General features: G+C 69.7%; 19 protein-coding genes and 3 pseudogenes. 9 read left to right on the plus strand and 13 right to left on the minus strand.

Translation table 11 applies throughout. The features are described 5' to 3' along the window. Window positions 1-11 precede the first annotated feature (11 nt). From argF to ABZ532_RS12930, 3 genes are all read right to left on the minus strand, one after another. Window positions 12-1,013 carry an ornithine carbamoyltransferase gene (gene argF / locus ABZ532_RS12920; protein WP_361281871.1) on the minus strand — a complete coding sequence of 334 codons (1,002 nt, stop codon included), beginning with the start codon at window positions 1,011-1,013 and terminating at the stop codon, window positions 12-14. Window positions 1,014-1,079: 66 nt separating this feature from the next. After that, window positions 1,080-2,303, minus strand: a complete 1,224-nt coding sequence (locus ABZ532_RS12925; RefSeq protein ID WP_361281872.1) for an arginine deiminase — start codon at window positions 2,301-2,303, stop codon at window positions 1,080-1,082. Window positions 2,304-2,786: 483 nt separating this feature from the next. Further along, entirely contained in the window at window positions 2,787-3,068 is a 282-nt protein-coding gene (locus ABZ532_RS12930; protein WP_361281874.1) for an SMI1/KNR4 family protein, read from the minus strand. A 280-nt stretch (window positions 3,069-3,348) separates the two neighbouring features. On the opposite strand from ABZ532_RS12930, the gene ABZ532_RS12935 reads away from it, so the two are divergent. From ABZ532_RS12935 to ABZ532_RS12960, 6 genes and pseudogenes are all read left to right on the plus strand, one after another. After that, window positions 3,349-4,581: an FAD-dependent oxidoreductase gene (locus ABZ532_RS12935; RefSeq protein ID WP_361281876.1), complete on the plus strand. Its 1,233-nt coding sequence runs from the start codon at window positions 3,349-3,351 to the stop codon at window positions 4,579-4,581. A 150-nt stretch (window positions 4,582-4,731) separates the two neighbouring features. Further along, window positions 4,732-5,628, plus strand: coding sequence for an RNA polymerase sigma-70 factor (locus ABZ532_RS12940; protein WP_361281878.1), 897 nt, complete (start codon window positions 4,732-4,734; stop codon window positions 5,626-5,628). Window positions 5,629-5,686: 58 nt separating this feature from the next. Beyond that, window positions 5,687-6,046: pseudogene (locus ABZ532_RS12945) on the plus strand (hypothetical protein); the annotation flags it as partial. 161 nt (window positions 6,047-6,207) lie between these two features. Next, window positions 6,208-6,630 (plus strand): DUF6223 family protein, encoded by a 423-nt coding sequence (locus ABZ532_RS12950; RefSeq protein WP_361281879.1) that lies wholly within the window; start codon window positions 6,208-6,210, stop codon window positions 6,628-6,630. Window positions 6,631-7,091: 461 nt separating this feature from the next. Then, window positions 7,092-7,517 carry a DUF6153 family protein gene (locus tag ABZ532_RS12955; RefSeq protein ID WP_361281881.1) on the plus strand — a complete coding sequence of 142 codons (426 nt, stop codon included), beginning with the start codon at window positions 7,092-7,094 and terminating at the stop codon, window positions 7,515-7,517. A gap of 88 nt (window positions 7,518-7,605) precedes the next feature. Beyond that, complete coding sequence (locus tag ABZ532_RS12960) at window positions 7,606-8,244, plus strand: DUF305 domain-containing protein (protein ID WP_361281882.1); 639 nt, start codon at window positions 7,606-7,608, stop codon at window positions 8,242-8,244. 111 nt (window positions 8,245-8,355) lie between these two features. Here ABZ532_RS12960 and ABZ532_RS12965 read toward each other — a convergent pair whose 3' ends face one another. From ABZ532_RS12965 to ABZ532_RS13005, 9 genes and pseudogenes are all read right to left on the minus strand, one after another. Next, window positions 8,356-8,664: a potassium transporter TrkG gene (locus ABZ532_RS12965; protein ID WP_361282135.1), complete on the minus strand. Its 309-nt coding sequence runs from the start codon at window positions 8,662-8,664 to the stop codon at window positions 8,356-8,358. Next, the gene (locus tag ABZ532_RS12970) at window positions 8,568-8,855 is read right to left on the minus strand and encodes a hypothetical protein (protein WP_361282157.1); all 288 of its coding nucleotides are present in this window, start codon (window positions 8,853-8,855) and stop codon (window positions 8,568-8,570) included. The genes ABZ532_RS12965 and ABZ532_RS12970 overlap by 97 nt, the downstream gene beginning before the upstream one ends. A gap of 74 nt (window positions 8,856-8,929) precedes the next feature. Further along, window positions 8,930-11,462: pseudogene (locus ABZ532_RS12975) on the minus strand (sensor histidine kinase KdpD). Window positions 11,463-11,467: 5 nt separating this feature from the next. Continuing rightward, window positions 11,468-12,150, minus strand: a pseudogene (locus ABZ532_RS12980) (response regulator). A 107-nt stretch (window positions 12,151-12,257) separates the two neighbouring features. Next, the gene (gene kdpC, locus ABZ532_RS12985; RefSeq protein ID WP_361281884.1) at window positions 12,258-12,893 is read right to left on the minus strand and encodes a potassium-transporting ATPase subunit KdpC; all 636 of its coding nucleotides are present in this window, start codon (window positions 12,891-12,893) and stop codon (window positions 12,258-12,260) included. 5 nt (window positions 12,894-12,898) lie between these two features. Then, window positions 12,899-15,037: a potassium-transporting ATPase subunit KdpB gene (gene kdpB, locus ABZ532_RS12990; protein WP_361281886.1), complete on the minus strand. Its 2,139-nt coding sequence runs from the start codon at window positions 15,035-15,037 to the stop codon at window positions 12,899-12,901. After that, window positions 15,034-16,698: a potassium-transporting ATPase subunit KdpA gene (gene kdpA / locus ABZ532_RS12995; protein WP_361281888.1), complete on the minus strand. Its 1,665-nt coding sequence runs from the start codon at window positions 16,696-16,698 to the stop codon at window positions 15,034-15,036. The genes kdpB and kdpA overlap by 4 nt, the downstream gene beginning before the upstream one ends. A gap of 8 nt (window positions 16,699-16,706) precedes the next feature. Continuing rightward, window positions 16,707-16,796, minus strand: coding sequence for a K(+)-transporting ATPase subunit F (kdpF, locus tag ABZ532_RS13000; RefSeq protein ID WP_018845955.1), 90 nt, complete (start codon window positions 16,794-16,796; stop codon window positions 16,707-16,709). Further along, window positions 16,793-16,978: a hypothetical protein gene (locus ABZ532_RS13005; RefSeq protein WP_361281891.1), complete on the minus strand. Its 186-nt coding sequence runs from the start codon at window positions 16,976-16,978 to the stop codon at window positions 16,793-16,795. Before ABZ532_RS13005 ends, kdpF begins: the two co-directional genes overlap by 4 nt. 112 nt (window positions 16,979-17,090) lie before the next feature. Between ABZ532_RS13005 and ABZ532_RS13010 the strand changes: the two genes are divergently transcribed. Further along, the gene (locus ABZ532_RS13010; protein ID WP_361281893.1) at window positions 17,091-17,246 is read left to right on the plus strand and encodes a hypothetical protein; all 156 of its coding nucleotides are present in this window, start codon (window positions 17,091-17,093) and stop codon (window positions 17,244-17,246) included. A gap of 222 nt (window positions 17,247-17,468) precedes the next feature. Here ABZ532_RS13010 and ABZ532_RS13015 read toward each other — a convergent pair whose 3' ends face one another. Further along, entirely contained in the window at window positions 17,469-18,833 is a 1,365-nt protein-coding gene (locus ABZ532_RS13015) for an NAD(P)-binding domain-containing protein (protein WP_361281895.1), read from the minus strand. A 113-nt stretch (window positions 18,834-18,946) separates the two neighbouring features. Between ABZ532_RS13015 and ABZ532_RS13020 the strand changes: the two genes are divergently transcribed. Both ABZ532_RS13020 and ABZ532_RS13025 read left to right on the plus strand, forming a co-directional pair. Continuing rightward, the gene (locus ABZ532_RS13020) at window positions 18,947-19,309 is read left to right on the plus strand and encodes a metalloregulator ArsR/SmtB family transcription factor (RefSeq protein ID WP_361281897.1); all 363 of its coding nucleotides are present in this window, start codon (window positions 18,947-18,949) and stop codon (window positions 19,307-19,309) included. Beyond that, entirely contained in the window at window positions 19,306-19,800 is a 495-nt protein-coding gene (locus tag ABZ532_RS13025) for an N-acetyltransferase family protein (RefSeq protein ID WP_361281899.1), read from the plus strand. Before ABZ532_RS13020 ends, ABZ532_RS13025 begins: the two co-directional genes overlap by 4 nt.

Consider the following 19,800-nt stretch of genomic DNA (forward strand, 5'->3'; position numbering starts at 1 on the left):
GGGCGGCCGGGTCAGTCGGCGAGGGTGGCGACGAGAACCGCCTTGATGGTGTGGAGCCGGTTCTCGGCCTGGTCGAACACGATGGAGTGGGAGGACTCGAAGACCTCGTCGGTGACCTCCAGCGCGGTCATGCCGGTGCGGGCGGCGATCTTCGCGCCGACGGTGGTGTCGCCGTTGTGGAAGGCGGGAAGGCAGTGCATGAACTTCACCCGCGGGTTCCCGGTCGCCTGAAGGACGGCGGAGGTCACCTGGTACGGCTTGAGCAGGGCGATGCGTTCGTCCCACAGCTCCGGCGGCTCCCCCATCGACAGCCAGACGTCGGTGTAGACGAAGTCGACCCCGGCCACGCCTTCGGCCACGTCCTCGGTGAGCGTGATCCGCGCGCCGGTGCCGGCTGCCACCTTGCGTGCCTCGTCCACTGTCTCCGGGGCATTGTGCAGGGAGCCGGGACCGACCATGCGTACGTCCATGCCAAGCATTGCCCCGGTGATCAGCAGGGAGTTGCCGACGTTGTTCCGGGCATCCCCCAGATAGGCGAAGGAAACCTGGTGCAGCGGCTTGTCGGTGTGCTCCCACATGGTGAGCACGTCGGCGAGCGACTGGGTGGGATGCCACTGGTCGGTCAGCCCGTTCCACACCGGCACGCCGGCGTACCGGGCCAGCTCCTCCACCAGGCGCTGGTCGCTACCCCGGTATTCGATGCCGTCGTAGTAGCGGCCCAGCACCCGGGCGGTGTCCTTGATCGACTCCTTGTGTCCGAGCTGTGAGCTCGAGGGCTCCAGGTAGGTCACGTGCGCGCCCTGCTGGTGGGCGGCCACTTCGAACGCGCAGCGGGTCCTGGTCGAGGTCTTCTCGAAGATGACGGCGATGTTCTTGCCGCGCAGCCTCTGCTCCTCGCAACCGCTGCGGCGGTCCGCTTTGATTTGTGCGGACAGCTCCAGCAGGTGGCGGAACTCCACCGGGGTGAAGTCGAGTTCCTTGAGGAAGGTGCGGTGGCTCAGGTCGACGGTCATGCTCTGGCTCCTCGGGGCGTGTGTCAGGGGTATGGCAGAGGTGGGGTGTCCGGGCGCCGGAGTGCGTCAGGCGGCTTCTCGTTCGATGGGGCAGCTCATGCACCGAGGGCCGCCACGGCCTCGGCCGAGCTCGCTGCCGCGTACGGTGATGACCTCGATCCCGTTCTTGCGCAGGTGGGTGTTGGTGGTGACGTTGCGCTCGTAGGCGACGACCACCCCGGGCTCCACGGCCAGCACGTTGCAGCCGTCGTCCCATTGCTCCCGCTCGGCGGAGCGCACGTCCTGGCTGGGTGTGAGCACGTTGATGGACGGCAGGCCCAGGGCGTCCGCGATGGCCTGGTCCATGTACTCGGGTGCGTGGTCCGTGATCTTCAGTCCCTGCCCGCCCGTGCCGGGTTCGATCGTGGACACCGGCAGCATGCCCAGGCCGGCGTAACGGGTGAAGGTGTCACCGCTGACCATCGTCATCACGGTGTCCAGGTGCATGAAGCTGCGGCGCTTGGGCATGTTGATCGCCACCACCCGCCGGGCGGAGCCCGCGGCGAACATGCGCAGTGCCAGGTTCTCCACGGCCTGCGGGGTGGTGCGCTCGCTCATGCCGACGAGTACGGCGCCATTGCCGATGACGAGGACGTCGCCACCCTCGATGGTGGCGGGGTAGGCCCCCTCACCCTCGGTCCACCGGTGGAACTCGCTCTTGTCGAAGAGGGGGTGGTGGCGGTAGACGGCCTCGAAGTGGACCGTTTCACGGCGGCGGGCCCGCTTGCTCATCGGGTTGATGCTCACCCCGTCGTACACCCAGCACGATGTGTCGCGCGTGAACAGGTGGTTGGGCAGCGGTGCGAGGAGGAAGTCGTCGGGTGCCATGGCATGGAGCCGGACACTCGGAGTGGTCCCGACGCGCTTGAGCAGTTCACCCTTGGTGACACCACCGATGAGGCAGGCGGTCAGCGCGGTAGGCTCAAGGGAGTCGAAATAGGCACGGAAGTGGTCGGTGGCCAAGGCCCCGAACTCGCGCTCGTCGAAGACGCGACCCATGATCAGCTGCCGAGCGGCGGGCAGTTCCAGCGTCTCGGTCAGCAGGTCCGCGAAGAGATGGACACGCACTCCGCGGTCGCGCAGCGTGTCGGCGAAGGCGTCGTGCTCCTCGCGGGCGCGTTTGACCCACAACACGTCGTCGAAGAGGAGCGCGTCCTTGTTCGTGGGAGTGAGCCGCTTCAGTTCCAAGTCCGGCCGGTGCAGGATGACCTGCTTCAGACGGCCCGTCTCGGAGTCAACGTGAAAAGACATGGAGCCCCCGTGAGGTCGGTTTCGAAGTGCCGCGGAAAGCAAGGCACATGGCGTGCTCCCCGGCGTCTGCGTGACGCCGGGGAGCACATGAACCCTGTCACTCGCGGCCGGCTGAACCCGGACGGCAACAGTCCCCGGTGGCAGGCCGTGCGGTACCGGCGGTGAGGGCCCGTTGGGCCGAGGTCGCAGGGCCCTTCGGCTCTGGGTGCCGGACGGAAGGACAGGCGCACGGGACGCACGGTCTGGGTGTATCGGCCCCGCTGGCCGCGCAGGGCTCCCGGCGAACTGCTCCACTGCGCGCCTCTTCGCGATACCACGGCCACAGGAGCCCCGCAGTGGTGCAGCCGGCGTGCGTGACGGTACCTGGGCACCCGCCCTCGCAGTCCCACTCCTCCCAGGCCTCCCCGTCCTCGCGGGGCGGCTCGCGCTCGTCGAGCTCGTCGTCGTAGGCGCGGTACGAGTCGGGGTGCGGGAACGGCTCGGTCAGCAGGTCGTAGTTGGTGTGGGTGTCGCCGTACCAGCCGCAGCCCCGCGGGCCGCGCCACAGCCGCTTGAACCCCTTTCGGGGTTCCCGTGCCGCAAGAGGTGCTCGCGGTACTCGGTCGGGAACGTGATCCCGAGCTCCCCCTCCGCCGCCCGCAGGTCCGTCTCGGTCAGCCTCCGCTCCGGCGGGAACCCCTCCCGCCGCATGGCCTCGGGGTCCCGGTACCCGTGACGGCGGCCGTCCAAGAGGCGGAAGTACTCCGCCCTCCAGTCGATCTTCATGCCACGAGGTTAGGCACCGTGCGCGAGGGCGGGGCAGGCCCGCCCTCGCGCAGCGCTTCACCACGGCCCGGCAGTGGATCTCTCCGCCCAGGACGGCCGTGAGCGTGAGAACCGACCAGCAGCCCAGAGCCGACCGGGTCCAGTAAGCCGCTTGAAGACGCTTCACCTCACCTCCCCGCCGCCCACCGAGTCACCGGAAGGTGATCCGGATCACTTCCTGTCACAAGGGGCGGTGGTCCGGTGTCCTGTGGTCGATCGCCTTGAGACAGAGGAGGAAGCCATGCCTGACAGGAACGGCACGAAGCACCGCGTCGTCGTCCTCGGCGCCGGTTACGCCGGGGCCTACGTCGCCGGGACCCTGGCTCGGCGGCTGGCACCGTCGGATGCCGAGATCACCGTGGTCAACACCGAGCCGGACTTCGTGCAGCGGCTGCGACTGCACCAGCTCGCGGCCGGCCAGGCAATCGAGGCCCCGCGCCTTGCCGACGTCTTCGAGGGAACCGGGATCCGGCTGCGACTGGCCCGGGTCACCGACGTCGACCCCGCGCGCAAGTCCGTCACCGTGGCCGTCACCGGCGGCAGCGGCGAGGTCGGCTACGACACCCTCGTCTACGCGCTCGGCAGCCACGGCGCCGACCACGGTGTCCCCGGTGTCGCCGAGCACGCCTTCGACGTCGCTACCCGGCCCTCCGCGCTGCGGCTGCGCGACCGTCTGGACGGTCTGGAGGCGCGGGGCGAGGGCGGGAGGGTGGTGGTCGTCGGCGACGGGCTGACCGGGATCGAGACCGCCACCGAGATCGCCGAGTCCCGCCCTGGCCTGTCGGTAACGCTGATCGCCCGCGGCAAGCTCGGCACCCCCCTCTCCACGGGGGCCCGCAACCACCTGCGCCGCGTGTGCGACCGGCTCGGCGTCACCGTTCTGGAGCACACCGAGGTCGACGCCGTCGAGGCGACACGGGTGCGGTGCGCCGACGGCACCGCCCTGGCATCCGACGCGACTGTGTGGACGGCCGGGTTCGCCGTCACCCCCCTCGCCGCCGCCGGCGGGCTCGAGGTCACCGGGGAGGGCCGGATCGTCGTCGACCGCACCATGCGGTCGGTCTCGCACCCGGACGTCTACGCCGTCGGGGACAGCGCTTACGCCGTCGGCGACAACGGCCTGCCACTGCCGATGTCCTGTGCCTCAGCCGGCTACACCGGACGGCAGGCCACGAACGCGATCGTGGCACGCCTCACCGGCGGCAAGGTCGCGCACACCAAGCTGGAGTACGTCGGCAACCACATCAGCCTCGGGCGCCGGGACGCGATCCTGCAGATGGTCGATCACGAAGCGCGGGCGAGGGCGAAGTACCTGGGCGGCCGGAAGGCCGCGAGGATCAAGTCGGGCATCGTGAGGATGTCGTTGTGGGGCACCTGGCACCCGACGTTCGGCATGCCCAAGCGCAAGCATCACGTAACCGCCGCGCCGGCCCCGTCCCTTGAGAAGAGGGGCCGCTCCCTGGAAACGGAATAGCAGCCCAGGGCCGAGAACACCGACGTAGAAGTCTGCCCCCCGGCCCACGGCCGACCACCGCAGGTAACCGCCGCTGGCCGACGGCGGCAGGCGTCGGCCAGCGGCGGGGCCGACAGCCTGACAAGGCATTCGAGGAAGAAGGATCGAGAAGTGACCGACCACACCACCGACCCGGCGACCGAAGCGTTCGTCGCCCACCGCAACCTGCTCTTCACCGTCGCCTACGAGATGCTCGGATCGGCGGTCGACGCCGAAGACGTCCTCCAAGAGACCTGGTTGCGCTGGGTCAAGGCCGATCTGGGACACGTGAGCGACCAGCGGGCCTACCTGGTGCGGATCACGACCCGGCAGGCGCTCAACCGGCTGCGCACCCTGAAACGCCGCCGCGAGGCGTACGTCGGCCAGTGGCTGCCCGAACCGCTGATCACCACGCCGGACGTGGCCGAGGACATCGATCTCGCCGAGAGCATGTCGATCGCGATGATGCTCGTCCTGGAAAGCCTCTCCCCCACCGAACGAGCCGTGTTCGTACTGCGCGAGGTCTTCGAGGTCGACTACGACGAGATCTCCGAGGCCATCGGCAAGAGCCCCGACGCGGTCCGCCAGATCTCGCACCGCGCCCGAAAGCACGTCGGCGCCCGCCGCCCCCGCAGAACCGCCTCCGTGCGCGAGACCCGGGCGGCCCTTGAGTCCTTCCAGCGTGCCGTCGAGACCGGGAATCCACAGGACCTCCTCGACGTACTCGCCCCCGATGTGGTTCTACTCAGCGACGGCGGCGGCCTCAAGAGGGCCGCGCTGCATCCGGTCACCGGCGCCGAGAAGATCGTCCGCTTCTGGCTCGGCGGCTCCGCCAAGGTCGAGGCCACGATCACCTGGGAGCCCACCGCGGTCAACGGCAGCCCCGCGCTCGCCGTGTACGTGGGCGGCGAACTCGACGGCGTCATGACCGTCCGGGTCGAGGACGCCCGCATCTGCGGCCTCTACTTCGTGCGCAACCCCGAGAAGCTGACCCACCTCACCTCCGAGACCCCGCTCACCCTCCGCTGACGTCGGCGGCTCGGAACCGCCCGCCGATCGCCGCACACCACACGAGAGGAACCCCGCCATGGGCAGACAGACGAACACCGCCGCGTCGCGCGGCCGCACCTTCCTCCGGACCACGGCAGCACTCCAGACCCTGACACTCTTCTTCCAGTCGGTCACCGCAGGCATGCTGCTGACCTCGTCCCACGGCTATCTGATGCACGACATCGGATCGAAGGTGATGTACGCGGCCGCCATGCTGTTCCTGCTCGCCACGATCCTGGCATGGCGCCCGGGCGGCGGATCCCCCCGCCCCGTCCTGTACGCCGCCGGCTTTCTCCTCCTCGCCTCGGCACAGGTCGCGCTGGGCGTGGCGCACGTGCCTTCGTTCCATGTCCCCCTGGGCGTGGTGATGTTCGCCCTGAGCACCCTGCTTCTCGCCTCGTCACTGCTCCCGCACCTGGCGCTGCGCCCGGCGGCCAGGTCCTGGCCGCCGCCTGGTGAACCCCTGCCAGGTCGATCCCGGCGCTGGACTCAACGAGCCACCATCGCCGGCGATCTCACCAACAACCAGTTCTGACCCTCTCAGAAAGGCGGGCTCCCGTGTTCGATCGATCCGTCCTCTCCCTGGCCGCTGCCTTCCTGATCGGCGGTCTCGCGTTCGCCGAACCGGCCGCCGCTGACACCCCGGTCCAGCAGGTCGCCGCAAGCGTCTACACCGTGAGCGCAGGCAGGGTCGGGGCCTCCCTGTCGGCGCTGGCAGGCTTCCTCGGCTCGGTGGCCGGAGCCCTCGCGCTGGCCCGCGTCGACACCCGTGGGCGCCTCGTCACGTGGGCCGGGCGTAACGGAGCGGTCACGGCTCTCGTGGCCGGTACGGTCGCCATGGTCGTCGGCGGGACGGTGGCGGCCACCGCCGACGGTGGTCTCGGCACCGGCAACGGGCTCGGCGGCGCCTACTTCGCCATACTCCTGGGTTTGATCGCCGTCACCCTCGGCCGGCTGGCCCTCACCCCCCGGAAGCGCTGATCCCATCACTCTCGGGAGCGGCCGGGACGCCGAGAAGGTGCAATCGGCTCATGCGGACGTCAAGTCGCTGCACACGTCTTGGAGCGCTGCCCCAGCAACTGGTACCGCCTCAGCGACCTACCGCAGGTCCTCACGTCTCACGTCACGTACCGATGGCGCAGCCGGCCACCGCCGTCTTCAACCCGCGCCAGACCTCGCTGGCGGAGCTGCGCTGATGGGTGACCGAGTGCCGCTACCACTGCGCCCCAGTCGGTGCCGGCCCACTCCGCCCCGAGATCGCGGCCCTGTCCATGTCCGGATCCGGCATCGTCGTCGCCGTCAACGCCGTTGCCCTCAAACGCCCCCGCCTGCCCCGCCCGGTTCCTGCGTACCCGGCAGATGGAGGCGACGACGATGTCCGGTTACGGGGCCGTGGCCGCGCTGCGCTGCGGCAGGCACGAGTGCGTCCTACCGTGGGAAATGTGACCGTCCGCGAGCCCCGCACGCCGCCGCGGCCCCAGCCGATGCTGAGGCTCAGGCTGCTGCTCGTTCTCGGGGTCACCCTCGGGCTACTGGGCATGCACGCTTTGGGCACTGCCGCGCAGCCGTCGACGGGCGCCACCGAGCACATGTCCCACCACGTGGCGGCGGCGTCGATCGGCCCGCAGTACCTCTGCCCCGAGGATGACCCGGGTATGACCCGCCACGGCGGCCACGCGGACCAGATGTGCGCATCTGCGGCCCTGCCCGGATCCCCCGGCATCGCCGCTCCGGACACCGCACCCCTCACCGGCCTGCCGAGCGGCATCGCCGACACTCCGGCCGCGCTGTCGGTCGCGCTGGCCTACGAACCCGCCGGAGGGCGGGCACCACCCATGCTCGCCGAACTCCAGATCCTACGGATGTAGGGGCTCCTCCCGTGGCACGCGCCCGAGGGCGCCGACCACGGACCGCCCGGCCCTACTCTCCCGTATCCGATCACTGGAGCTCAGCGAAATGAACACGAACCGATCCCTGCCGCGCCGCGCTGCACTGGCGGCCACCGCGGTCGCCGTCGGCCTGGTCCTGGCCGCGTGCGGCAGCGACGACAGCACGAACACGGCGGGTACCACTCCTGCGACCACGACCGCACCGGCGGTGTCGGAGGCCGACCGGCACAACCAGGCGGACGTCGCGTTCGCACAGGGGATGATCCCCCACCACCGCCAGGCCGTACTGATGTCCGACATGGTGGCCGCCCGCAGCGCCTCCGCCGACGTCAAGGCACTCGCAGACAAGATCAAAAGGGCGCAGGTCCCGGAGATCGAGACCATGTCCGGCTGGCTCAAGGCCTGGGGCGAGAAGGTCCCCACCGGCATGGGCATGGACGGCATGTACCACGGCGTCGACGGCTCCGGCATACCAGGGATGATGGACGACCAGGACATGAACCGGCTGGACAAGGCCCGAGGCGCCTTCGACACCATGTTCCTGACAATGATGATCGAGCACCACGAAGGCGCGATCGACATGGCCAAGACCGAGAAGCAGCAAGGCGCCTACGTCCCCGCGAAGGATCTGGCCGACGCCATCATCACCTCCCAGACCGCCGAGATCACCCAGATGCGGCAGATGCTGAACGCGGAAGGGTCGTAAGGGACCAGGCACACGGCCGGGCTGCAGCAGCGCCCGAAGCCTGATCCTGGAAGGGCGAGGACGGTGCGCTGCCTTCCTCGCCCTCTCTGATACCGCCCCTGTCTTGTCTCGTCACCTGAGGCAGGTGAGCACGGTGCGGACGGACAGCAGAGCGGCGCTGGTGACGAGCGTCAGTCGGGTGTGCGGGGACCAGTTGCGGCGGCCCGTCGTGCGGCGCCGGGTACGGTGGCGCAGGAGTTCCGGCAGGACGGGGAAGCCGACGCCTCCGAGGATCACGGCCACCGCGATCGCCAGCGTGATCCACGGGGTCTGGGCGTACGGGGTCAGGCTGTCCCCGTGCAGTCCGAAGCCGGCGTTGTCGAACGCCGAGATCGCGTGGAAGAAGCCGGAGTAGGCGGCTTCGGCGAGGGACCGCCGTATCCGAAGCGCAGCCGCAGGGCCAGGAACGCACCCACCGCCAACTCGACGATCAGCGTGCAGCCCGCGACGCCGAGAAGGACGCGGCGAACGTCGCCGATGCCGAGGCCTTTGGTCTCGGCTGCCGCGGTGAGCTGCATACGCAGCCGCAGCTCGCCGGAGACCAGCAGCGCCAGCAGGAATGCCGAAGTCATGATGCCGAAGCCGCCGACCTGGATCAGCGCCAGGAGTCCGCAGGGGTGGACGGGGAAGCACGGCTGGTGGCCTGTCAGGTGAGTGCCGCCTTGGGGAGGTCGGGGATGGACTTGGGGGCCGGGTCCGCGGTGGGCAGGGTGAGGACCATGGTCAGACCGCCTCCCGGGGTGTCCTCCGCGGTCAGGGTGCCTCCGATGGCTTCGGTGAAGCCGCGGGCGACGGCGAGGCCGAGGCCCACGCCGGCTCCGGCGGGGGCGTCTCCGTAGCGCTGGAAGGGTTCGAAGATACGGTCCTTGGCCTCGTCCGGGATGCCGGGGCCCCGGTCGACGACGCGCAGTTCCACGCGCTCGGCCAGCGCACTGGCCGAGACGAGGACGGGCTGGCCGTCGGGGCTGTACTTGACTGCGTTCTCGACGATGTTGGCGACGGCGCGTTCCAGGAGTCCCCGGTCGACGGCGACCATGGGGAGGGTTTCGGGGATGTCGAGTTCGACACTGTCGTCCGGTACGCCGGCCAGGGCCATCGGGACGACCTCGTCGAGGTCGGTCTCGCGGATCAGAGGGGTGACGGTGCCGGTCTGGAGGCGGGACATGTCGAGGAGGTTGCCGACCAGGGCGTCGAGCCGGTCCGCTCCTTCTTCTATGCCTTCGAGCAGGTCGGCCTGGTCTTCCTCCGACCATTCGACGTCATCGGCGCGCAGCGAGGTGACGGATGCCTTGATTCCGGCCAGCGGCGTGCGGAGGTCGTGGCTGACGGCGGCCAGGAGCGCGGTACGGATGCGGTTGCCTTCGGCGAGGCGCTGGGCCTCTTCGGCGCGGCCGACGAGGCGCTGGCGGTCGAGGACGACGGCGGCCTGGGCGGCGAAGGCGCCGAGGACCCGCCGGTCCTCGGCCGGGAGGACGCGGCCGGTGAGGGCGAGGGCCATGTTCTCGCCGATGGGCATGTCGACGTCGGCGTCCTCCGGTCGGGCGGCCGGGGCCGGCCCGGTGCCGGCCGCCAGGGTCCAGGGGTCGACGTCGCTGCCTCGTTCGAGCAGGGCCACCGATTCCATGCCGAAGGTTTCCCGGACCCGCTCCAGCAGGGCGGGCAGGGCCGTCTCGCCGCGTAGGACGCTGCCGGCGAGGAAGGAGAGGATCTCGGCCTCGGCGCGCAACCGGGCGGCCTGATGGGTGCGGCGGGCGGCGAGGTCGACCACGGAGGCGACGGAGACGGCGACCGCGAAGAAGACCGCGATGGCCACGATGTTCCTGGGGTCGGCGATGGTCCACAGGTGCAGGGGCGGGGTGAAGAAGTAGTTGAGCAGCAGGGACCCGAAAGCGGCCGAGGCGAGCGCAGGGAGCAGTCCGCCGAGCAGGGCGGCTGCCACGGTGAGCGTGAGGAAGAGCAGCATGTCGTTGGTGAGCCCGAGGTCGGGAACGACGGTGCGCAGCAGTACGGTCAGAAGCACGGGTCCGGCGATACCCACCAGCCAGCCCCAGATGATGCGGGAGCGGCCCAGGCGGGCGCCTCGCGCGACGGGCAGGCCGCGGCCTTTGGCTGCCGCGTCGTGGGTGACGATGTGGACGTCCAGGTCGGGTCCGGATTCGCGGGCGACGGTGGCGCTGACGCCGGGGCCGAAGACGTACTGCCAGGGGCGGCGGCGGCTGACGCCGAGGACGATCTGGGTGGCGTTGACGCCGCGGGCGAATTCCAGCAGGGCGTCGGGGATGTCGTCGCCGATGACGTGGTGGAAGGTGCCGCCGAGGTCTTCGACCAGGGTGCGCTGGACGGCGAGTTCCTTGGGCGAGGCGGAGGTCAGGCCATCGCTGCGGGCGATGTAGACGGCGAGGACCTCACCGCCGGCGCCCTTCTCGGCGAGGCGGGCAGCGCGGCGGATGAGCTGGCGGCCTTCGGGGCCGCCGGTGAGACCGACGACGATGCGTTCGCGGGCTTGCCAGGTGGAGCGGATGTTGTGCTCGCCCCGGTATTCCTGGAGGTATTCGTCGACCCGGTCGGCCACCCACAGCAGGGCGAGTTCGCGCAGGGCGGTGAGGTTGCCGGGGCGGAAGTAGTTGGAGAGGGCGGCGTCGACCTTGTCCGGCTTGTAGATGTTGCCGTGGGCCATCCGCCGGCGCAGGGCCTGTGGGGACATGTCGACCAGTTCGATCTGGTCGGCGCGGCGTACCACCTCGTCGGGCACGGTCTCGCGCTGGCGGACACCGGTTATGGTCTCGACGACGTCGCCGAGGGATTCCAGATGCTGGATGTTGACAGTGGTAACGACGTCGATGCCCGCCTGGAGGAGTTCTTCGACGTCCTGCCAGCGCTTGGCGTTGCGCGAGCCGGGCACGTTGGTGTGAGCCAGCTCGTCCACCAGGGCCACCGCCGGGCGGCGCGTCCACGTCCATCTCCGTGAACGTGGAGCCCCTGTACTCCAGCTCTCGCCGCGAGACCTGTTCCAGGCCGTGCAGCATCACCTCCGTGCGCGGACGGTGGTGGTGCTCGACGAAGGCGACGACGACATCGGCGCCTCTCTCGGTCCGGCGATGGCCCTCGGAGAGCATCGCGTAGGTCTTGCCGACGCCGGGTGCCGCGCCGAGGTAGATCCGGAATGTGCCGCGTCCCATGTGGTTCAGCCTTCGAAGCGGTAGCCCATGCCGGGCTCGGTGATCAGGTATCTGGGGTGTGCGGGGTCCGCTTCCAGCTTGCGCCGGAGCTGGGCCATGTAGACACGCAGGTAGTTGGTCTTGTCGCCGTACGTCGGGCCCCACACCTCCAGCAGGAGCCGGCGCTGGCTGATCAGTCGGCCGGGGTGGGTGATGAGGATTTCCAGCAGGTGCCACTCGGTGGGGGTGAGCCGGACGTCCCGGCCACCACGGCGGACCTTTTTGGCCACCAGGTCCACCGTGAAGTCGTCGGTCGTGACCGGTACCGTCTCGTCCGAGGGCGCAGCGGCCTCCTGGCGGCGGACGGCCGCGCGGAGCCGGGCGAGGACTCGTCCATGCTGAAGGGCTTGGTGACGTAGTCGTCGGCGCCCGCGTCCAGGGCCTTGATCTTGTCCTCGGAGGTGTGCCGGGCGGACAGCACGAGGATGGGGACACGGCTCCACTCACGTACGCCCTTGATGACGTCGATGCCGTCCATGTCGGGCAGGCCGAGATCGAGCACTATGACATCCGGTCCGCGGGCGCCGGCGATACGCAGGGCCGTACTGCCGTCGGACGCCGAGTCGACGTCGAACTTGCGTGCCTGGAGGTTGATCCTCAGGGCTCGGACGAGTTGAGGGTCGTCTTCCACCACCAGGACCCTGGTCATCGCTGTGGCGCCTTTCTGCCATGGTGGGTGTGCTGGATACGGGGCGGAGCCGGTGGGACACGGAAGGTCCGCGTCCCACCGGCTCCGGAGCCCGTTCGGGCCGGGCATCAGCGCTTGGCCGGATCCCTCAGCGCGAGGTTGAGCTTCAGGACGTTGACGTGAGGCTCGCCGAGGAATCCGGCGGTGCGGCCCTCGGTGTGTTCCTCGACCAGCTTGGCCACCTGCTGCTCGGCGAGGCCGTTCTCCCTGGCCACGCGCCTGACCTGGATCCCCGCGTACTCCGGGGAGATGTGCGGGTCGATCGCGGAGGCGGAACCCGTGACGGCATCCTTGGGCACCTCGGACTCCGGGACGCCGTTGAACTCGGCGACCTGCCTCTTGGCGTCCGCGACTGCTTGGACCAGCCGGGAGTCGGACGCGCCGAGCTGGCTGGAGCCGGTGGCGAGTGGGTCGTATCCGCTGTTGGAGGGGCGCGGCTGGAACCACCTGGGGTCCGGGCGCGCGGCCTCCGCCTCGTCGTCCGGGTTCAGCTTGGGGAGGTCCCAGCTCTGGCCGATGAGCGAGGAGCCGACCTCCTTGCCGTCGGCCTTGACGAGGGAGCCGTTGGCCTTGTCTTGGAAGAGGGCCTGGGCGACACCGGTGACGGCGAGCGGGTAGAGGATGCCGGTCACCACGGTCAGCGCCAGCAGCATCCGCAGCGCGGCCACCAGGAGACGGCCCGTGTTGGAGACGGAGTTGTTCATGGTGATCAGCCGATTCCGGGGATGAGGGACAGAGCCATGTCGATGAGCTTGATGCCGATGAACGGAGCGATCAGGCCGCCCAGGCCGTAGATCCCGAGATTGCGCCGGAGCATCTTGTCCGCGCTGGTCGGCCGGTACCGGACCCCCTTCAGGGCCAGCGGGACCAACGCGATGATGATCAGCGCGTTGAAGACGACCGCGGAGAGGATCGCGGACTCCGGCGATGCCAGGCCCATGATGTTGAGCTTGTCCAGGCCCGGGTAGGCGACCGCGAACATGGCCGGGATGATCGCGAAGTACTTCGCGACATCGTTGGCGATCGAGAAGGTGGTGAGCGCGCCGCGGGTGATGAGGAGCTGCTTGCCGATCTCGACGATCTCGATGAGCTTGGTGGGGTTGGAGTCCAGGTCCACCATGTTCCCGGCCTCCTTCGCGGCCGACGTACCCGTGTTCATCGCGACGCCGACGTCCGCCTGGGCCAGCGCGGGCGCGTCGTTCGTGCCGTCACCGGTCATCGCGACCAGCTTGCCGCCCGCCTGCTCCCGCTTGATCAGGGCCATCTTGTCCTCGGGCGTGGCCTCGGCGAGGAAGTCGTCGACGCCCGCCTCCTCCGCGATCGCCTTGGCCGTCAGCGGGTTGTCACCCGTGATCATGACGGTCTTGATACCCATGCGCCGCAGCTCGTCGAACCGCTCGCGCATGCCCTCCTTGACCACGTCCTTGAGGTGGATGACACCCAGGACGCGGGCGCCCTTCTCGTCCTCGACGGCGACCAGCAGCGGGGTGCCGCCGGCCTGGGAGATGGTGTCGGTGAGTTCCCTGGCGTCGGGGGCGACCTGGCCGCCCTGCTCCGTGACCCAGGCGATGACGGAGCCGGAGGCGCCCTTGCGGGTCTTCCTGCCATCCACGTCGACACCCGACATACGGGTCTGGGCGGTGAAGGGCACCCAGGTGGCGTGCGCGAGTTCGCCCTGGTGGCGTTCGCGCAGCCCGTACTTCTCCTTGGCGAGGACGACGATCGAGCGGCCCTCGGGGGTCTCGTCGGCGAGGGAGGACAGCTGGGCGGCGTCGGCGAGTTCGGCGGCGGTGGTCCCCTTGACGGGTACGAACCCGGCGGCCTGGCGGTTGCCGAGGGTGATGGTGCCGGTCTTGTCGAGGAGCAGCGTGGACACGTCGCCGGCCGCCTCGACGGCCCGGCCGGACATGGCCAGTACGTTGCGCTGGACCAGGCGGTCCATGCCCGCGATGCCGATCGCCGAGAGCAGCGCGCCGATGGTGGTGGGGATCAGGCAGACCAGCAGCGCGGTCAGCACGATCATCGAGGTCTGCTCGTCGGCGCCCGCGTAGATGGCGAACGGCTTGAGCGTGACCACGGCGAGCAGGAAGACGATCGTCAGGGAGGCCAGGAGGATGTTCAGGGCGATCTCGTTCGGCGTCTTCTGCCGGGCCGCGCCCTCCACCAGGTTGATCATGCGGTCGATGAAGGTCTCGCCGGGCTTCGTCGTGATCTTGATGACGATCCGGTCCGAGAGGACCTTCGTGCCACCGGTCACCGCGCTGCGGTCACCGCCCGACTCGCGGATGACCGGTGCGGACTCGCCGGTGATCGCCGACTCGTCCACGGACGCGACACCTTCGACGACGTCACCGTCGCCGGGGATGATGTCGCCGGCCTCGCACACCACCAGGTCGCCGATACGGAGCTCCGTGCCCGGGACGCGCTCCTCGTTCCTGCCGACCATGCGGCGGGCGACGGTGTCGGTCTTCGCCTTGCGCAGGGTGTCCGCCTGCGCCTTGCCGCGGCCCTCGGCCACCGCCTCCGCGAGGTTCGCGAAGATCGTGGTCAGCCACAGCCAGACGGTGATGGCCCAGCCGAACCAGTCGGTGGGGTCTTTGATCGCCAGCACGGTGGTGACCACCGAGCCGATCAGGACCACGAACATGACCGGGGACTTGACCATCACGCGGGGGTCGAGCTTGCGGACCGCGTCCGGGAAGGACTTCAGCAGCTGCTTGGGGTCGAAGAGACCGGCGCCCACGCGGCCGCTCTCGGGCTTGTGACCCGTCGGTACGTCGCTGTGCGGCGCCGGGGTCCCCGTGGTGGTGGACATCGGGTCCTCGTGCTTCCTTACGTGGGTGGTCATGACCCCAGCCCCTCGGCGAGCGGGCCCAGCGCCAGTGCCGGGAAGAACGTCAGACCGGTGATGATCAGGATCGCGCCGACGAGCAGGCCGGTGAACAGCGGCTTCTCCGTGCGCAGGGTGCCCGCGGTGGCGGGTACGGGGGTCTGCTGGGCGAGCGAGCCGGCCAGCGCCAGGACGAACACGACGGGCAGGAACCGGCCCAGCAGCATGCACAGGCCCAGCGTCGTGTTGAAGAACGGTGTGTTGGCACCGAAGCCGGCGAAGGCGGAGCCGTTGTTGTTCGAGGCGGAGGTGTACGCGTACAGCACCTCGGAGAAGCCGTGCGCCCCGACGTTGGTCATGGCCTCCTTGCCGTCCGGCAGGGCCATCGCCACGGCGGTGCCGATCAGTACGAGCGCCGGGGTGATGAGGATGTACATGGCGGCGAACTTGATCTCGCGGGTGCCGATCTTCTTGCCCAGGTACTCGGGCGTACGGCCGACCATCAGGCCGGCCAGGAAGACCGCGATGACCGCCATGACCAACATGCCGTAGAGGCCGGAGCCCACGCCTCCCGGCGCGATCTCGCCGAGCATCATGCCGAGCAGCAGCACACCGCCGGACAGGCCACTGAAGGAGTCGTGGAAGGAATTGACCGAGCCGGTGGAGGTCATGGTGGTGGAAACCGCGAACAGGGAGGAGGTCCCCTCGCCGAAGCGCTGCTCCTTCCCCTCCATGGCGCCGCCCGCGAGCTGGGAGGCGGTGCCCGGGTGGGCGTACTCGATCCAGGTCACCAGGACCACGCCGACGAACCAGATGCTCGCCATCGCGGCGACGATGGCGTAGCCCTGCTTGACGTTCCCGACCATGCGGCCGAACGTGCGCGGCAGCGAGAAAGGGATCACCAGAAGCAGGAAGATCGTCAGCAGGTTCGAGAAGCCGTTGGGGTTCTCGAAGGGGTGGGCGGAGTTGGCGTTGAAGTAGCCGCCGCCGTTGGTGCCCAGGTCCTTGATGGCCTCCTGGGAGGCGACCGCGCCCGGAGAGATGCTCTGGGGCTGGCCGGTCACCGTCGTGAGCTCGTGGATCCCGCCGAAGTTCTGAATCGCGCCGGCGGCGACCAGCAGGATCGCGGCGATCACGGAAATGGGGATCAGGATGCGGATGGTGCCGCGCACCAGGTCGGCCCAGAAGTTGCCCAGCTCGCCGGTGCGGGAGCGCGCGAAACCGCGCACAAGGGCCACCGCGACGGCGATTCCGACGGCCGCGGAGACGAAGTTCTGCACGGCCAGGCCGGCGGTCTGGGTGACGTGGCTCATGGCCGTCTCACCCGAGTACGACTGCCAGTTCGTGTTCGACACGAAGGAGGCAGCGGTGTTGAACGCCTGGTCCGGGGTGATGGCCTCGAAGCCGAGGGACAGCGGCAGTACGTGCTGCACGCGCTGGAGCACGTACAGCAGGAGCACGCTCACGGCGGAGAAGGCGAGGACCGCACGCAGGTAGGCCGACCAGCGCATCTCGGCGTTCGGATTGGCACCGACGCTGCGGTAGATCCACTTCTCGACCCGCAGGTGCTTCTCAGAGGAGAAGACGCGGGCCATGTAGTCGCCCAGGGGGCGGTGCACCAGGGCCAGGGCGCCGACCAGCGCCGCGACCTGGAGCATGTCAGCAAGAACGGGGCTCATGTCGGGGCTCAGAACCTCTCCGGCTTGACAAGGGCGAGGACGAGATAGCCCAGCAGGGCGACGGCCACGACCAGGCCGACAATGTTCTCGGCAGTCACAGCTTCGTCACCCCCTTGGCGATGAGGGCCACCAGCGCGAACACCGCGATCGTGGTGACGACGAAGGCCACGTCGGCCATCGTGAGCTCCTGGATGAAGTGGAAGTTGGAAATCGGCCAGCTGGCCGATGACGAGCCAACCGCATCCCGGCGAGGTCGTTGAGAGGTCTTGACGTCACCCATACGGCGGGCAGGACGACCTTGACGGAACCCATACGCGGGCCCCGACGCGGACCCTGTACGGACCCGCGAAGCTCCCTGCGAACAGCTCCGCAGGTTTCAGTGCGGGGACCAGGTGCTGCTGCGCGGCAAACCGGACGCTCTGGTTCCTGGGGACCTCGCCCCGTTCGCGCTCAGCTACGTCGAGGCGCCGGCTCGCTTCGGTGCCGCGATGCGTTCCTCGTTCGACCGGGTCACCCCGTGGGAGCGGACGGTGTACGTCCACCAGTGACCGGTGGACATGCCGCGAGTGGCGCGCGGTATGTCCGTACGGCGTCTGACGGCCGAGGACGCCCCCGCACTGGCCGCCCTGGACTCCGGCAGTTCACGGATCTACGCCACCTGGGGCCACCCGGCGAGCCTCGCCGCCTCCGGGTACGGCGGGCGGCGCGTGGCCGCGACCGAACCCCCGTTTCGGTCGCGGCCACGCTGGCCTGTGTGTTGGGCACGGCGGTCAGCAGGCGCCGGAGGAGGCGGGGGCTCCGACGGCGAGGATGGCAGGAGCTGCGCAGCAGCCGCCACCGGTCTGTTCGGCGGCCTCGGGCTGGTCGAAGAGGCCCGCGCCGCCGCAGACGCCAGTCTCGGGGAGGGTGAGTTCGACGCGCTCGGCGGCTTCCTCGTCGCCGGCCAGGTGGGCTGCGACGGATCGGACCTGCTCGTAGCCCGTCATGGCGAGGAAGGTGGGGGCGCGGCCGTAGGACTTCATGCCGGCGAGGTAGACATCCTTCTCCGGGTGGGAGAGCTCGGCCGCGCCGTGGGGGTAGACGGTGCCGCATGAGTGCTGGTTGGGGTCGATCAGCGGGGCCAGCTCGACCGGGGCCTGGAGGCGCTCGTCGAGGCCGAGGCGGAGCTCGTTCAGGAAGGTGAGGTCGGGGCGGAAGCCGGTGAGGACGATGACCTCGTCAACCGGATCCAGGCGGCGGCCGTCCTCGCCCACCAGGACCAGCCGGTCGTCCCCGTCCCGTTCGATGACGTCGGTGCGGAAACCGGTGACCGCGTCGGCGTACCCGCCGTCGACCGCGGCCTTCGCGGCGAGGCCGAGGGCACCGCGAGCGGGCAACTGGTCGGCTTCGCCGCCGCCGAAGGTGGATCCGCTGATCCCGCGACGGAGGATCCAGGTGGCGTGCGTCCCGGTACCGTCCTCGTCGTTCCCGGCGAGGTCGGCGAGGTAGGCCAGAGCCGTGAAAGCGGAGGCGCCCGAGCCGATGACGGCGGTGCGCTTGCCGGCGTACCGGGCCCGGACAGCCGGGTCCTTGAGGTCGGGGACGCGGTAGGTGATGTGGTCGGCCGCGCTCTTCTCGCCGAGTGCGTGCAGGCCGCTGCCGCCGGCCGGGCTGGGGGTGGACCAGGTGCCGGAGGCGTCGATGACGGCGCGGGCGAAGATCCGCTCCTGGCGGCCCTCGATGCCGGTGAGGTGAACGACGAAGGGCTGGGCCTCGCGGTCGGCGTCGACGATGCGGTCGCGGCCGCTGCGCGAGACACCGGTGACGGTCGCGTTGTAGCGGACGCGGTCTCCGAGGACGTCGGCCAGGGGCTGGAGATAGAGCTCGGCCCAGTCGCCGCCGGACGGGTAGGTGGCACCGTCCGGCTTCACCCAGCCGGTAGGAGCGAGGAGCTTCTCGGCGGCCGGGTCGACGACCTCGGACCAGGTGGAGAAGAGGCGTACATGCGACCAGTCACGCACGGCGGACGCGGCGGCCGGCCCGGCCTCCAGGACCAGGGGCTCGATGCCCCGCTCGATGAGGCGGGCGGCCGCGGCGAGTCCGATCGGGCCGGCGCCGATCACGACGACGGGCAGGGCTTCGGTGGATGCGTTCACGGCGGGCTCCCAGCTGATTCGACGTCTGTCGATGTCTTGACGCCTCCAGAGTGGACCCCGCATCGACATTCGTCAACATAGACATGTGTCGAAATCCGTCGGATGATGGAGGCATGATTACGAAGGTGTTGCCGCTGCTGGAGCCTGAGGCCGTGGCGGTGTGCTGCCCACCCCTGTCGGAGCGCCCGCTGACGGCCGAGGAGGCCGAACGGACCGCCGTCATGTTCAAGGCTCTGGGCGACCCGGTCCGGTTGCGCCTGTTCTCACTGGTCGCCTCGCACGAGGGCGGTGAGGCATGCGTGTGCGACATCTCGGATGTGGGCGTGTCCCAGCCGACGGTCTCCCATCACCTGAAGAAGCTGCGGGAGGCCGGGCTGCTGTCCTCCGAACGGCGCGGCACCTGGGTGTACTACCGGGTCGAGCCTTCGGTACTCGCCGCGATGGGCCGGCTTCTGACCCGCGCGGCCTCCGCATGAGCATCATGATCGTGCCGCTGGCCGAAGCGCATGCGGATGAGGTCCTGGCGATCTACCAGGCGGGAGTCGACGAGGGCAACGCCACCTTCGAGACCACAGCCCCCACCTGGCAGGTGTTCGACGCGGGTAAGGTGCCGGGGCACCGCTTCGCCGCCGTCAACGAGGACGGCAAGGTCCTGGGCTGGGTCGCGGCGAGCGCGGTCTCGGACCGGTGCGCGTACGCGGGCGTGGTCGAGCACTCCGTCTACGTCCACCCGGCCGCCCGTGGACAAGGCGTTGCCACGCAGCTTCTTACCTCACTGATCGGCTCGACGGAGGCCGCGGGGATCTGGACGATCCAGTCCGGCATCTTCCCCGAGAACCTCGCGAGCCTGGCCCTTCATCAGCGGGCCGGCTTCCGGGTCATCGGTACCCGTGAGCGCATCGGCCGCCACCACGGCGTGTGGCGCGACGTGGTCCTGCTGGAGCGCCGCAGCCCCGCCATCATCTGA

The organism is Streptomyces sp. NPDC019396 (genome assembly GCF_040632375.1).
GTDB lineage: Bacteria > Actinomycetota > Actinomycetes > Streptomycetales > Streptomycetaceae > Streptomyces.

Bases quoted from the DNA above. Each gene is read 5' to 3' on its own strand.
- ABZ532_RS12925 (WP_361281872.1), bottom strand. From the start codon at position 2,303: ATGTCTTTTCACGTTGACTCCGAGACGGGCCGTCTGAAGCAGGTCATC.
- kdpB (WP_361281886.1), bottom strand. From the start codon at position 15,037: ATGACCACCCACGTAAGGAAGCACGAGGACCCGATGTCCACCACCACG.
- ABZ532_RS12960 (WP_361281882.1), top strand. From the start codon at position 7,606: ATGAACACGAACCGATCCCTGCCGCGCCGCGCTGCACTGGCGGCCACC.
- ABZ532_RS12935 (WP_361281876.1), top strand. From the start codon at position 3,349: ATGCCTGACAGGAACGGCACGAAGCACCGCGTCGTCGTCCTCGGCGCC.
- argF (WP_361281871.1), bottom strand. From the start codon at position 1,013: ATGACCGTCGACCTGAGCCACCGCACCTTCCTCAAGGAACTCGACTTC.
- ABZ532_RS13025 (WP_361281899.1), top strand. From the start codon at position 19,306: ATGAGCATCATGATCGTGCCGCTGGCCGAAGCGCATGCGGATGAGGTC.
- kdpA (WP_361281888.1), bottom strand. From the start codon at position 16,698: ATGAGCCCCGTTCTTGCTGACATGCTCCAGGTCGCGGCGCTGGTCGGC.
- ABZ532_RS13005 (WP_361281891.1), bottom strand. From the start codon at position 16,978: ATGGGTGACGTCAAGACCTCTCAACGACCTCGCCGGGATGCGGTTGGC.
- ABZ532_RS13020 (WP_361281897.1), top strand. From the start codon at position 18,947: ATGATTACGAAGGTGTTGCCGCTGCTGGAGCCTGAGGCCGTGGCGGTG.
- ABZ532_RS12970 (WP_361282157.1), bottom strand. From the start codon at position 8,855: ATGACTTCGGCATTCCTGCTGGCGCTGCTGGTCTCCGGCGAGCTGCGG.
- ABZ532_RS12930 (WP_361281874.1), bottom strand. From the start codon at position 3,068: ATGAAGATCGACTGGAGGGCGGAGTACTTCCGCCTCTTGGACGGCCGC.
- kdpC (WP_361281884.1), bottom strand. From the start codon at position 12,893: ATGAACAACTCCGTCTCCAACACGGGCCGTCTCCTGGTGGCCGCGCTG.